The 13,262-nt window shown below is 33.1% G+C and carries 15 protein-coding genes; 2 read left to right on the top strand and 13 right to left on the bottom strand.

From position 1 onward, the window contains the following. Positions 1-213 precede the first annotated feature (213 nt). Positions 214-369: a hypothetical protein gene (locus AAE962_RS06565; RefSeq protein ID WP_343289036.1), complete on the bottom strand. Its 156-nt coding sequence runs from the start codon at positions 367-369 to the stop codon at positions 214-216. Positions 370-381: 12 nt separating this feature from the next. Further along, the gene (locus AAE962_RS06560) at positions 382-1,212 is read right to left on the bottom strand and encodes a hypothetical protein (RefSeq protein WP_343289035.1); all 831 of its coding nucleotides are present in this window, start codon (positions 1,210-1,212) and stop codon (positions 382-384) included. 225 nt (positions 1,213-1,437) lie between these two features. On the opposite strand from AAE962_RS06560, the gene secA reads away from it, so the two are divergent. After that, positions 1,438-4,089: a preprotein translocase subunit SecA gene (secA, locus tag AAE962_RS06555; RefSeq protein ID WP_343289034.1), complete on the top strand. Its 2,652-nt coding sequence runs from the start codon at positions 1,438-1,440 to the stop codon at positions 4,087-4,089. A gap of 378 nt (positions 4,090-4,467) precedes the next feature. On the opposite strand, the gene AAE962_RS06550 is transcribed toward secA, so the two are convergent. The 11 genes from AAE962_RS06550 to AAE962_RS06510 form a co-directional block, all read right to left on the bottom strand. Further along, the gene (locus AAE962_RS06550; RefSeq protein ID WP_343289033.1) at positions 4,468-5,409 is read right to left on the bottom strand and encodes a P44/Msp2 family outer membrane protein; all 942 of its coding nucleotides are present in this window, start codon (positions 5,407-5,409) and stop codon (positions 4,468-4,470) included. A 59-nt stretch (positions 5,410-5,468) separates the two neighbouring features. Next, a complete protein-coding gene (gene mtaB / locus AAE962_RS06545) occupies positions 5,469-6,695 on the bottom strand; it encodes a tRNA (N(6)-L-threonylcarbamoyladenosine(37)-C(2))-methylthiotransferase MtaB (protein ID WP_343289032.1) in 1,227 nt (408 codons plus the stop codon). Positions 6,696-6,926: 231 nt separating this feature from the next. Beyond that, positions 6,927-7,151, bottom strand: a complete 225-nt coding sequence (locus AAE962_RS06540) for a hypothetical protein (RefSeq protein WP_343289031.1) — start codon at positions 7,149-7,151, stop codon at positions 6,927-6,929. Positions 7,152-7,724: 573 nt separating this feature from the next. Further along, positions 7,725-7,976, bottom strand: a complete 252-nt coding sequence (locus AAE962_RS06535) for an IS4 family transposase (protein ID WP_343288679.1) — start codon at positions 7,974-7,976, stop codon at positions 7,725-7,727. Between the two features lie 105 nt (positions 7,977-8,081). Then, positions 8,082-8,345 (bottom strand): hypothetical protein, encoded by a 264-nt coding sequence (locus AAE962_RS06530; protein ID WP_343288678.1) that lies wholly within the window; start codon positions 8,343-8,345, stop codon positions 8,082-8,084. A gap of 54 nt (positions 8,346-8,399) precedes the next feature. Beyond that, the gene (locus tag AAE962_RS06525) at positions 8,400-8,753 is read right to left on the bottom strand and encodes a hypothetical protein (RefSeq protein ID WP_343288677.1); all 354 of its coding nucleotides are present in this window, start codon (positions 8,751-8,753) and stop codon (positions 8,400-8,402) included. Continuing rightward, complete coding sequence (locus tag AAE962_RS06520; RefSeq protein ID WP_343288676.1) at positions 8,707-9,183, bottom strand: transposase DNA-binding-containing protein; 477 nt, start codon at positions 9,181-9,183, stop codon at positions 8,707-8,709. The genes AAE962_RS06525 and AAE962_RS06520 overlap by 47 nt, the downstream gene beginning before the upstream one ends. A 33-nt stretch (positions 9,184-9,216) precedes the next feature. Further along, positions 9,217-9,348, bottom strand: a complete 132-nt coding sequence (locus tag AAE962_RS06815; protein WP_410543832.1) for a transposase — start codon at positions 9,346-9,348, stop codon at positions 9,217-9,219. Next, positions 9,341-9,556 (bottom strand): hypothetical protein, encoded by a 216-nt coding sequence (locus AAE962_RS06515; RefSeq protein WP_343289030.1) that lies wholly within the window; start codon positions 9,554-9,556, stop codon positions 9,341-9,343. The genes AAE962_RS06815 and AAE962_RS06515 overlap by 8 nt, the downstream gene beginning before the upstream one ends. Positions 9,557-9,624: 68 nt before the next feature. Next, on the bottom strand, positions 9,625-9,870 hold the full coding sequence (locus AAE962_RS06810) for an IS630 transposase-related protein (protein ID WP_143689951.1): 246 nt from the start codon (positions 9,868-9,870) through the stop codon (positions 9,625-9,627). A gap of 223 nt (positions 9,871-10,093) precedes the next feature. Then, positions 10,094-11,080, bottom strand: a complete 987-nt coding sequence (locus AAE962_RS06510) for a hypothetical protein (protein WP_343289029.1) — start codon at positions 11,078-11,080, stop codon at positions 10,094-10,096. Between the two features lie 147 nt (positions 11,081-11,227). On the opposite strand from AAE962_RS06510, the gene recG reads away from it, so the two are divergent. Then, positions 11,228-13,249, top strand: a complete 2,022-nt coding sequence (gene recG, locus AAE962_RS06505) for an ATP-dependent DNA helicase RecG (RefSeq protein ID WP_410543831.1) — start codon at positions 11,228-11,230, stop codon at positions 13,247-13,249. Positions 13,250-13,262 lie beyond the last annotated feature (13 nt).

Raw genomic sequence — 13,262 nt, 5'->3', positions numbered from 1 at the left:
TCACATATAACGTATTTATAAGTATAATAAGATTGTATTAAAATTCATTTACCCATTAATATACTTGATAAAGTATAGACAAATCGTCATGTTGCTGCATGTTCTAAGTCATGATAAAGGAAGCAAAATTACATTTGTAATTTTGCTTGTTCTCTTTATATCTTCACCGCAACAACTTATTTTGCTGTATTGGATTAGATGGTTGAATATTACCTAAACTACTGTGACACGTTCTTCGTATGACGGTGGTGATGAACACGATTCCTCGTATGAAGGTAGTAGTTCCTCAAGCGATGCTGAAGGTTGTACTTTTTCATAATTGTCAGAAGGAAAATTGTCTAATTCTTTATTATTAGTTGCCTTATCCATACATTTTATTGGTTACTCTATATAATTTTGTATTTCTTTTGTAAAACTATGCTTTAGGCAATAACTTGTTAAGTAAGCTACACCTGCTACTGTTAGCGCTAATGCTGCAACAACCAAAAATGGAGATGCTGTATACATAAGAGCATGTAAATAACCTATACTTCCTTGTTTAGCGGCACATACAAATAGTGCTATGAGCGGAGCCAAAAGTAACATAAAAAATGCAGTAAAACCACAAGTACACAATGCAGCGATTCCTCTTATCTCACAAAGCCCTATTTTTTTTATTTTATTATTAAGGCTTTGATACATTTTATTAACGTTAATATTGCTAGTATAATCTTCTAGTTCTTTTGAAATCTTAATCTTTAATTCTTTAACCTCACTATCCATTAATGAATAGTATGCTATATAACGTTCCCGTAATTGATTATCTAATAATGATCGACCACCATTTAGAACGTTTAAAATGTCTTTTTTGCATAACTCAATCTCCTGAGAAATTTTAGAATCGTTTTGTTCTTTTATATCTTGATCCATTTTAGCCTGTAGTTTTTGACCAAAATCTTTAAATACAGTTCTGCAAGAAAGGTATTTTAATATAATAGGTAAAGCCAGCTCATTTCCCTTGCTAAGCAAAGATAAAAGCTTCAAAGCGAAAGAATTAGGTACTGCTTCTCTTGGTAGAATTAAGGTGAAATCTTCCCATCTTTGGCAAACTAATTTTATTGAAGAATCTTTAAACCCTTTTGTACTAAATTTTAATGAAGCAAAAAATTCTTCTGATTCTTCAAAAGGACAACTATTTTTCTCTAATTTTACTTTTATAATATTGCTTAACATTGTAACTCCACTAACCGTTTTATACATGTAGCTTAACACTATTTTAATAATTTATCAAAAAAGTTTAATTATTAATTATAATATTTAATAAAATAAATAGACTCTTTTACATTTCATCTGCAAGAATCTTTTCCTTAGTTTGTAAATAAAGATTTTCTGAATCTAATTGCCGCAGGTTACGTTTAGTAATATAATCTCATATTAAATAAAACTTTACCTAAGTTTATGCCAGACTCTACGTTAGTTTTAACAACTATTCTTATATTCTTCATCTTTACGTTGTCACTTTTTTTTATAAAAAGGATATTTGGATCAACGAACAAGAAGATAATAAAATCCTTCAGAAAAATTGCTCAGCAGATTAATGCGCTAGAGCAAGAAATGCAGAGCTTATCTGATGAGGATCTTGCTAGTAAAACTGCGGAATTAAAACAAGAACTGAAAAATGGAAAAACACTAAATGACCTTCTCGTACCTGCATTTGCGGTTGTACGAGAAGCATCACGGAGATTCCTTAACATGAGGCATTTCGACGTTCAGCTAATTGGTGGCATGGTTCTCCATAATGGCATGATATCAGAAATGAAAACAGGAGAAGGAAAGACACTCGTCGCAACTTTAGCTGCGTATCTAAATACTTTAGAAGGAAAAGGTGTGCACGTCGTAACTGTTAACGACTATCTTGCAAAACGAGATACAGAGTGGATGAGTAAATTATATAATTCTCTTGGAGTTTCTGTTGCATTTATTACAAATAATTTGACAGACGACGAGAGAAAAAAGGCTTATAGCGCAGATATCGTATACTCAACAAATAATGAACTTGCCTTTGATTATCTACGAGATAATATGAAATTTTCTCAAGAAGATATGGTTCAGAGAGGCTTCAATTACGCGATAGTAGACGAAGTAGACTCTATACTGATTGATGAAGCGCGTACTCCGCTCATTATTTCTGGCACACTTGAGGAAAATAATCAGATATATAAGCATATCAATAAAATAGTAATCAAATTAGTTGATTCTGACTATGAAGTCGATGAAAAGAGTAGATCAGTGTTTCTCACTGAAAATGGCATTTCACGAGTGGAGGAATTACTAAAATCGTATAACCTCATTCCTGAAAATTCCTCGCTCTATGATACTAGCAATATTATACTGACTCATTATATAGATCAAGCACTTCGTGCACATAAGATGTTTACTGCTGATAAAGATTATATAGTGAAAAACGGTAAGGTGGTAATTATTGATGAGTTTACTGGGCGCATGATGGAAGGTAGGAGATATTCTGATGGTCTTCACCAGGCACTGGAGGCAAAGGAGAATCTTGAAATTCAGCATGAAAGTCAAACTTTAGCATCAGTCACATTTCAGAACTACTTTCGTATGTACAACAAACTTTCTGGTATGACAGGAACAGCAGCAACAGAGGCAGAAGAATTTCGTGATATATATAGATTAAATGTAGTAAAAATTCCAACTAATGTGCCTGTTAAAAGAATAGATGTTGATGATGAAATTTATGGCACAGAAAAAGAAAAATTTAGTGCTGTATTGAAGTTTATAGAGGAATGTCACAAACGTCTTCAACCAGCACTTGTTGGCACTGTGAGTATTGAAAATTCTGAAAAACTTTCCGATCTTTTGAAAAGCCATTCCCTTAAGCATTCAGTATTGAATGCTCGTTATCATGAACAAGAAGCGTATATAATAGCTCAAGCTGGAATACCAGGCAGCATTACTATAGCAACAAACATGGCAGGACGTGGAACTGATATTCAGCTTGGTGGAAATGTTGAAATGATTGCAAAAATAGAGCTCGAGAAAATAAAAAATGCTGATGAAAGAGAAAAAAAATATCAAGAAATAGTCGAAAGAGTAAAAAAAGATAAGGAAATTGCTATAAAAGCTGGTGGCTTATGTGTTATTGGAACCGAAAGGCATGAAAGCAGGAGAATAGATGATCAATTACGTGGACGTTCTGGCCGCCAAGGTGACCCTGGACTTTCTAAGTTCTTTCTATCACTTGAAGATGATTTAATGAGGATATTTGGTTCTGATAGAATGAGGAATTTTTTGCAAAGAGTGGGACTAAAGAACAACGAGGCTATTCATCATCCATGGATTAATAAAGCACTTGAAAAAGCACAGAAGAAAGTTGAAGTTAGAAATTATGATGTGCGGAAGTCTTTGCTAAAGTTTGATGATGTAATCAACAATCAACGTAAAGTTATTTTTAAGCAGAGAAATCATATTTTAAACAATGAAATCAATGATTTAGTTGAAGTATATAGTGAAGTAAATGAGGATATAATAGAAGGTATAGTACAAAGTGGTTATTACGAAGATTATGTTGAAGATATTGCAAAAGAATTCCACATAAGATACGGAATAACGCTTAATCTAGCAGAGTTTTTGAATAAACAAGAAGCCTTGGATTATATAAATGACAAGATACAAGAATTTTTTACTGAGAAAGAAAAATATTTCAATAGTCAACAAACTACAGATTTGTGGAATACGATAGTGAAACAAGTGATGATCATGACACTTGATCATTTATGGAGGGAACACCTCTCGGTTTTGGAAAGCCTAAGACAAAGCATAAATTTGCGTGCCATGGGGCAAAAAGACCCATTAAATGAATTTAAACGCGAATCTTTCTTAATGTTTGAGTCGATGCTTGAAAAATGGAAAGAGCTAACCATTTATCGCCTAGCGCACTTTAAGTTGGTAAATAACCAAGAGATAAGCAACAGATTATACCCTACTAAAAAAGATAATTTTACCAAAGTTTCAAGAAATGACAAGTGCCCTTGTCATTCCGGGCATAAATACAAACACTGCCATGGTGCTCCTAATGTACAGAATTAGTTGTTACAAGCATGCTATAGCTGCTAATATCAATATCATCTAACTCATTACTTAATGAGTACTTTGATACTCTATATGCAGCCTCATAGTAAATTCCACAGAGCCTAGTGCTATTAACAAACATGCATTGTTTATTTGGTTTTCCTCCTCTTGCATTTTTCTTGCCTCTTCCTCTATTAAAATTTCTATTATTTTTCCAATGTTTTTCTTTTTACTCCTCTTAGTCTTCGAAGCTTCTCTTCATCAAGTTTACTTACCTGCTCAAAATTTATACCTTCCCTAATATTGCTTCTACTACTTGTTTCTTAAGTTATCCAAGAAGTCTAATGGCAAGCACTGACCACTTTTGCTTAAGATGCCCTTGAACAGATATTATTACTAAAAATTAAACATCAAACCAACTTCAATACTATGAGTGGATATATCATCTGCAATAGGTATTGGGATACTAAAGTAACGATAGCCAAAAAAGGTTTTAACTTCTGGTATTATTAAATAATTAACACCAAGCTTTATTTGATAAGCAAACCAAGGAACATTCAGTGGCATTGAATTTTCTGGTGATCCATTAATCTTTTTTAATCTAAAAACTGTTGGCCCTATACCAAGACCAATATACGAAGCAAATTGTGTATCTTGAATGCTGGAGTTATAATAGAAGTTTAATAAAAATGCAAACACGCTTGATGATTTCTCAAATAACGGAGGAGAATTACTATCTTCAATATTGGCTGTAGAATACATAGCTTCAAAATCAACTCGGCCATTTTCCCCAGCATAGTAACCTAAAGATACGCTCCTAAGCCACTGGAAATCAATTTTGCCGTTAAATTTCTCTATACTCTGAATTTCATCCACTAATCCCGCTTTGATGAACACTGATACTAATTTTTCTTGCAAAGAAAGATTAGGATTAGCTGTATTGATTAAATTAATAAACCTTTTTCCTATTGCCTTTATACCCTTTACAAATGTTTCTGAATTATCATGGCATATCTTACCACCGTTAGCACTAACATAGAAATCAAGTTTTTTTGATTTTTCCTTTGTAGGTTCAGTTTGATCTGCAATACTTGGCCACATATTTTTCTGATTAGCTACTTGGAAAACAGAAGGTGAACTACTTTTAAGTTCTTGATATTTTATTGGTATTTCTTTTTCAGCAACCTCTTCAGAACGTATTACACTTTCATTATTATCTGTTTCTAATTTTAACGGTTGTACTTGCTCAATGTGTGTATTGTTACTGGTATAAGTAATAAAAAAATAGACACACGGAATGAAGATGAAAAATAAAGCAATAGATATTCTAATTATCATAAATGAATTATCACTTATAGTATAACTACTATATCATATATTCCTTTAATGTACAAAAATTAAGAAATAATATTTCCAATTAAACAATTATTTTCTATTCCTTTAACATGAGCTTTCACAATACTTTTAGCTTGAACTCTTGATGTAAGTTTTATTAATGCAAAATTTTCTGTTCTACCAATATTATTCTGCTCAACCAAAACGCTTTGCTCAGTGCCGAGCAAAGATTGATAAAAACTGCTCATCATTTCTTTATTTATTTCTCTTAGATGCTTTACTCGTTCTTTACGTACATTCTCTGGTATTTGTGGCATCCGTGCAGCAGGTGTGTTTTTCCGCTCTGAATATGGAAAAGCATGTAGATAAACTACATTTATTTTTTTCAGTAAATCAACTGTATCCTGAAACATTTCATCAGTTTCTGTTGGAAATCCAGCAATAATATCAGCGCCAAATGCTATATTAGGTCTTAAGCTCTTCATTTTATGATAAAATTCTATCACTTGTTCTCTATTGTGACGACGTTTCATTCTCTTTAGTATTAAATTATTACCAGACTGTAGACTCAAGTGTAAGTGAGGCATAAGTCTTGACTCATTAGCTATTAAATCCATTAGTTCATCATCAACTTCAGCAACATCAATAGAGGAAAGTCTTAGTCTCTTTAACTGTGGTATATCCTTTAAAACTCTTCTAATCATTGAACTGAGTGATTGCTTACCAAACAAATCTGTACCAAAGTCAGTAATATCAACACCTGTAAACACTACTTCTTGATATCCATTGTCTATAAAAATCTTAATTTGCTCTATAATATTGTTTACTGGTACAGATCGATTATTTCCTCTTGCCTCAGTAATTGAGCAAAATGTGCAGCTATGATTACAACCATTTTGAATTTCAATAAATGCCCTTGATTTATCTTCAAATCCATTAATGAGAATAGGTTCTGCTTTGTTATCACTGACTAAGATTTCATCATTATTTAGTAGATAATTTTCAGCTCTTAGCTTGTCTTGATTACCTAGCACTTTACTTACACCAGGAATATCACTATATGATTTAGGATCTAATTGAACAGCGCAGCCAACTACGATAATTTCTTTACTTGGGTCATTCTTATAGATCTTACGTATTTTTTGCTTCACTTGGCGTTCTGCTTCGTTTGTCACTGCACAGCTATGCACCACAACAACATTTTCTCTCTTTGCTTTTTTTAATGCTTCTTTGATTAATTCGCTCTCGTAAAAATTTAGACGACAACCAAATGTTATTACTTCATTCATGCTTTTGCTTTAATAGATCTAAATTATATCAAATATTCAAGCAAAATGACTATTTTTTGGTATACTTAAACAGAATCGCTAGAGTTGGAGCTCACAGGGAGAATTTGCAGATATGCGGTAAGACCATTTAACATTTTGACATTATGTTCCTTAGAAAAAAAAGGCTTAAGGCCAATGATGTTAACCTCAAGCGAATATAAACCAAAAAACATTTTGCTAAACCTTGAAGCTCTACCATGCAAATTCATCTATATCATTTGGTACATAAGTGTCAGAATAAGCTTCATCCAAACTTTCTGCTTTCCATGGAAGCCATGAAGAAGGTTTTATCTTCTCTAAAACTTTACCTGGTATTGATGTTATCTCTTGCTTTACGTCTTCTTTTAATTTTTCTATTTGTAACCGAGCAAAATCTTCCACGCGAACCATGAGTTTATATGTTAGCTTTTTTATCATGTCTTGATTTTGTTCTGCAACTTTCTTTGTAATAGGTACGACAATTTTACTTATAATCTCCGTTCCTAATGGAACAACGATTTGCTTTGCAACCTGATCACTAACAGGTTTAATAAGGTAATCTGCTATACTCTTTGCTGTATCTCCAGTCAGATTTGTTATTTTTTTTAAACTATCACCAATAATACCATATTTGGTACATCATATCTTCATCAGCAAATTTGTACCCTTCTAGATCATACAACACTCCCGTCTGTTGGTGAGACAATCCATTTGCATCAGATACATATCCGTATTTGTTAAATGAATTAAAATCAGACCGCATAATATTCTCCTACATTATTTATATATACTTATTTTAGTATAAAATAACTAGCAAAACGTTAATTCTTTAGAACTCTTCTCGATTAATATATAAAAAAAATTGTAATATAGTATTTTCTAAAATGAATGATAAATTTCCATTATGGCATTACCAACCAAAAGTTGTAAGTCTGTATATTTATACATTAGAGGTATGAGGCAGCTTTTGATGGTATGCCAACAGTGTTCTATTGGATTCAAATCTCACTTTTACCCACAATTTTGAGAGGTCATGATGTGAAGCATAACTATGCTCTCCTTAAGATTTTCATAGCCCCGCCATAGAGTCATAGCCCCTGGTAAATTATCACTTTTTCTATTCATAAATCCACCTAATTTTCCTAACCAAATAATAGCTTGTTTTATTTTTGGAGGTTCTTCTGGCAATGTAGCTACTTTATGCTCACGTATGAAAAGGGCCTTCCACTCTTCATTGCTTAAAATTTTAGTACAGGTTTCCATGGGATTTGATAAAGCGACTTTTGTTAAATATAAAATTTTAAATGCAATAATGCTCTTTATAGCAATTAATTTCTGTAGCCTTTCCTTTCTAGTTAAACGAGAGCTTTATATTTTACATCCTGATTTTAAAACCCTGAAATACTCCTCAATTTTCCATCTTAGCTTATACCAATTTATCCTTTCTATAGCATCTAAAGTGCTATTAACTGGTACATTAGTCAGCAAAGTCCAATCAATAGCTTCCAATCCTTCAGGAGGATTTGTTTCTTTTGCACTTACCACATATACAGGGATTTTATCACTTATTTTATGCACTGTGTCTTTTGATCCATAAATTGAAGAAGATCTGATAGGTATATAGCCTTTCATATACTTAACTTCAATATTAGCTTTCCTTGATCTTTGGTTTCTATCTTTATTAACTTATAGAGAAATTTTCTTCTTTACTGGCAGTTGAGTGATGCGTGTTTGCAAATCTGTTTTTCCAATTTCAGTACAGATAAATCTTCTATTAGTTCGATTACGGATTACATAAAAACTACCTAATGTCTCAGTGATCCATAAAAATTTGAAGATATCTGCCTCTCTATCACCAAGGGTAACAAGTTGTACATTTGCAGGAAGGTTGTTTATGCTTTCTTTGAGAGCTGTTATCCACTTATAACTTTCTTTTTCTTCTATGGAGGTACGGTATTTCCTGTTTGCTTTTTCTTGTGCCTTTTCTTTTTCCCTAATAGAACGTGCCCAACATTGTTGAGAAGATAGACCTAAAGGCAATCCTTCCTTTGCTGACTATTAAGGCACTGTGCAACAGTAAACCCATTTTATTCTTCGTATAAGCTTTAGAAATACTACCTAGCCTCTTGGTTTTTATATGAGAGTCAAAATCCAAATAACTTGTATCTTGAACTGAAAAAACAAACTGATTTCCTTTCATTCTCTCCATAGTTTCTTTGTAATGGGAAGAATAAATTTCCTTATCCTTAAGCTTTTCATTGCTAAATAATCTGTATGCACCCTTAGCTTCTTTCCATCCACTACAGCTTTGATTAATTGATCCAGACGCCTTACCCTCTATACAATATCCTGTTTTAATAAGTCTCTTATTAAGTCTTGTATTTCCTAAATTAACGTGTTTTAACTCTCTTTCCAGCCATTTATCCCCTAAGCCATCAGTATATTGCACATTTGTACTTACTTCACTCATTTTAATCCCAAATTTATTTGGTATCCATTTTACTCACTTTTTTATTTGTGGGTAAAAGTGAGGATTCAAATCTGGTGAATATGTTGGAAGATAGAGCAAATGACAGCCAAAAGATTCTATTAATGACCTTGTTGTAGGAGTCTTATGAAATGTAGCATTATCCATAACTATGGTTGTACCAGGTTGTAACTGTGGAATGCTCTAACCATGCATTAAATACTTCTTTGTTACAACCTCCAGTAAAAGTTATTGGTGCAATAAATCTCTTTCCAATCCACCCGGATACTATACTGATTCTCTCTCGCTGGAATATCTTCATAAATTTTCTTTCCTCTTGGAGCGCGCCCATACTCTCGGTATAATCTATTGTCAACTCCTGCTTCATCTATATATAAGGTGCTAGAATGGTCTATTTTTGAGATTTTATCGGTAAATTGCTGTCTATCTTCTTGATTGCGCTCTTGATATAGTGTGACTTTTTTTTAAAGTAATTCTTAGCTGTTTTAGTCTATACCAAATTGAATGTATTCCAAATCCAAGATTTCGTTTCATCTCTGCCAGAGTATGATCTGGATTCTTTGTAACATATTCTTTGAGTATTTTTGGGTCTATTTTTCGAATAAAGCTGCCGTTTTTAGATGGCTTGAGGCTTTCACCAGCAGCTTTCTTTTTTAACCAGCGGTACAGAGTCTATCTCCATAAGCTCTGCTACCTCAATCTTCGTCTTACCTCTTTTTCTATCATCAATACTGCCTTTTCCCTTAAATCCACACTATATGCCATTATAACCCAAATAACTTATTATATCTTTATCATTTACTTTCGGAAATACTATAGTTTATACTTGATCTGTCAGATTAAGTTGTGTCTAGTACAACTGACTATGCAAATAAGCTTTGAAATATTTTAATTAGGGTGTATTTTCGTGTTCATTGCTATGAATCGGTGGCTGCAAACTTTCCAGATGGCTATTCACTTCGATTGAATCGTCTAAATCATGTTCTATTTTTAATTTAAATCCTAACTTCTCGCAGAATTTGTAGAAATATTCTTTAATGATATCAAATAGATTTCTGTCATCAATTGTGTAATCTCTCAATTTTCGGGGCACAGTAAGTGACAATTTGCCATCTTTATATATCACACCATCTTTTCCATCTTGAGATTCAAGTGTAAATTCAATTGAACTTTGTATAGTAGCTATAGCTGCATCTTTTGAGTTTTCATATTCCCTTATCTTGTTAGGGTCTAATACAGATATAGACATTTTAGATTCAATTTTTGTATAACTTGATTCAGTGCAGTTAATACTTATTGTTTTCTTAGGAACTTGGCTCACAAGATTATAGCTTCTTAACACAGATATATCTAGATAAAAAGGCAAGTTACCATCATAACCAAGTTGGTTACAGTTAGTAACCAGTTCCTCTAAGAGAGGATCACTTGGAACTTGAGCCTCAGCATATCTAAACATTTTCCTGAAAATTTCTTTTGCAATTGGGTGATAATTCTCGTTTTTATCTCCTTCTTTTGGTAATAGATGAGTGTACCCTTTACCTAGATTGTAAAACCTTTCAAACTCCTCTTTATATTGGTCGGTTTTTTTATATTGGTCGGTTTTTTTGTTGCCAGGTATCTCTTGATAATGTCTATCCCAAACTTCATCAAAATTATTATTTGGATCGACTCCATTTATCAATGCAACAATTAAATTTTCGTCTAGACTTTTGCTGTTAATAACAAATCTCATTCTTTGAAAATCGTCGTACATCTGCTTTCCAGTGGTTGCTAACTCATTATTTTTATCGGCCCTTAACCTGCTAAAATCGAACTTTTTTGCCTCAGCTTTTAGTGTAACGACTGGATTTTCATTTTTTTCCTGTATAGAGTTGTTCATTGTTAATACTTTGATATGAATTTCTGATAGTATAATAATAAATAAAAATAGTTAATATGTCAATAATATGCTTAACATAGACAGTCATAATAGAGTGACAGGATTTTAGTAAGGCTCTATAACAGTCTTACACATGTATGAATCTCAATGAGCAATCAGATTTTTCTAAATAGCAGGCTGGAGAATATACCTAAGTTTCATTCCGCAATCTTGCCTAAACTTTGCGGTGGAGACAGAGTGGTAGATCTGCTATTTTATAAGCCACTCAGTTATGTGGATAGAAGTAAATCACTATCTGATGCTCAAGTGGGAGAATTTACAACTTTTGTGGCAAAAGTGTATGAGCACCAGCGCCCCACTGTTAGAGGTAGGCCATATAAAATAATCGTTGAAAGTGAAAGTCAGTATTTATTTATAGTTTTTTTTAATTACTCAGCTAAATATTTGTATAAATTATTTCCAGTTGGAACAGATATAGTCATCAGTGGTAAACTTGAAAAGTTTGCCGAACATTGGCAAATTACTCACCCAGATTACATGTTGTCTGATATCAATCAATTTAAAGAAATAGCCTGCATAGAGCCAAATTACCAATTATGTCGCGGTATTACTAACAAGAGCATTAGAAACATAATAAGTTCTAATCTAAAAGATTTGCCTGATTTGCCAGAGTGGATAAATGAGACATTAATAAAGCAAAAAAAATGGCTGAGTTGGAAAGAAAGCATCATAAGATTGCACAGACCGAGCTCACTTGCAGAAGCAGAAGTTTGCAGAGAAAGACTTGCTTATGATGAGCTATTTGCCTATCAGCTGGCGCTAAAACTTGCGAGGGAAAATCATGTGAAAAAAGGAGGAAGGAAATTTATAATATTGAATAAATACAAAGAGCAGGTCTTGAATGGATTACCGTTCCAATTAACAAATGATCAAATTCGAGCGATAGATGAAATCTCAGAAAGACAAAAATCCAGATACCGCATGGTAAGCCTGCTTCAAGGTGATGTTGGCAGTGGCAAAACTGTAGTTGCACTCTTTGCGATGCTGAATGTGGTAGAAAATAACATGCAAGCAGCTTTAATGGCACCAACTACTATCTTGGCTGAGCAACATTATAATTGGATCGAAGAAGCTCTATCTTGTACTGATATAAAAGTTGCTCTGCTTACCAGTAAAACTGCGCGCAAGGAAAGAAAGATTATTATGAACGAACTTGCAAGTGGTATTTTAAATATAGTAATTGGTACTCATGCATTATTTCAAGCCAACGTTACATTTAAAAATTTAGGACTCGCAGTCATAGACGAACAACAGCGATTTGGAGTGATGCAGAGGAATCGGTTGGTAGGAAAAGGAGAAAATACCGATATACTTTTTGTTACTGCAACTCCCATTCCAAGAACCTTGCAGCAAGCTATGTATGGTGATATTGAATGTTCTATTTTAAGGGAAAAACCAAAATCTAGATTGCCAATAAAAACCGTTATTATGAACGTTAAAAAAGCATCAGATATTATTCAAAGACTGAAAGATGCTATAAATAGAGGCGAAAAAGCATATTGGATTTGTCCATATATAGAAGAAAACGAAGAACTCAATATTGCCGCAGCAGAAATGCGCTTTCAGGAACTACAAAAGACATTTTTTGATATAGTTGGAATAATACACGGAAAACTAACTCAAGAGCAGAAAGATCAAGTGATGTTTTCCTTCAAGAGGAATGAATTTTCTCTGCTTGTTGCAACCACTGTGATAGAAGTTGGTATAGATGTGCCAGATGCAACTATTATGATTATAGAGAATGCAGAGCAGTTCGGGTTATCGCAATTACATCAGTTAAGAGGTAGAGTAGGACGAGGAGATAAACCGTCTTTTTGTGTACTGTTATATGACAATCTCAGTAAAAGTTCGTATTCAAAGTTAAAGATTATGTGTGAGTCACAAGATGGATTTTATATTGCTGAAAAGGATATGATGCTGAGGGGTAGCGGAGATATTCTAGGCACAAAACAATCAGGGTGCATGGAGTTTAAATTTGCTGATTTATATGAGGACAGAGAATTGCTCAACCTTGCATATAATAGTGCAAAAGGTACAATAGCTAATTTTGAATTACTGCTTGATATATTTGAATATAGAAGTAGACTACATTTTTCAAAATTTCAGTAATCTTCCAAGCCAT

The sequence above is a fragment of the Wolbachia endosymbiont of Encarsia formosa genome, assembly GCF_039540065.1.
GTDB lineage: Bacteria > Pseudomonadota > Alphaproteobacteria > Rickettsiales > Anaplasmataceae > Wolbachia.
The sequence above is the reverse complement of the archived record's forward strand: the minus strand, read 5'-3'. Positions and strand labels throughout refer to the sequence as shown.

What these genes read in the sequence shown, in the direction of transcription:
- AAE962_RS06565 (WP_343289036.1), bottom strand. Translation starts at nt 369, where the DNA reads ATGGATAAGGCAACTAATAATAAAGAATTAGACAATTTTCCTTCTGAC.
- AAE962_RS06560 (WP_343289035.1), bottom strand. Translation starts at nt 1,212, where the DNA reads ATGTTAAGCAATATTATAAAAGTAAAATTAGAGAAAAATAGTTGTCCT.
- secA (WP_343289034.1), top strand. Translation starts at nt 1,438, where the DNA reads ATGCCAGACTCTACGTTAGTTTTAACAACTATTCTTATATTCTTCATC.
- AAE962_RS06550 (WP_343289033.1), bottom strand. Translation starts at nt 5,409, where the DNA reads ATGATAATTAGAATATCTATTGCTTTATTTTTCATCTTCATTCCGTGT.
- mtaB (WP_343289032.1), bottom strand. Translation starts at nt 6,695, where the DNA reads ATGAATGAAGTAATAACATTTGGTTGTCGTCTAAATTTTTACGAGAGC.
- AAE962_RS06540 (WP_343289031.1), bottom strand. Translation starts at nt 7,151, where the DNA reads ATGATAAAAAAGCTAACATATAAACTCATGGTTCGCGTGGAAGATTTT.
- AAE962_RS06535 (WP_343288679.1), bottom strand. Translation starts at nt 7,976, where the DNA reads ATGGAAACCTGTACTAAAATTTTAAGCAATGAAGAGTGGAAGGCCCTT.
- AAE962_RS06530 (WP_343288678.1), bottom strand. Translation starts at nt 8,345, where the DNA reads ATGAAAGGCTATATACCTATCAGATCTTCTTCAATTTATGGATCAAAA.
- AAE962_RS06520 (WP_343288676.1), bottom strand. Translation starts at nt 9,183, where the DNA reads ATGAGTGAAGTAAGTACAAATGTGCAATATACTGATGGCTTAGGGGAT.
- AAE962_RS06815 (WP_410543832.1), bottom strand. Translation starts at nt 9,348, where the DNA reads ATGGATAATGCTACATTTCATAAGACTCCTACAACAAGGTCATTAATA.
- AAE962_RS06510 (WP_343289029.1), bottom strand. Translation starts at nt 11,080, where the DNA reads ATGAACAACTCTATACAGGAAAAAAATGAAAATCCAGTCGTTACACTA.
- recG (WP_410543831.1), top strand. Translation starts at nt 11,228, where the DNA reads ATGAGCAATCAGATTTTTCTAAATAGCAGGCTGGAGAATATACCTAAG.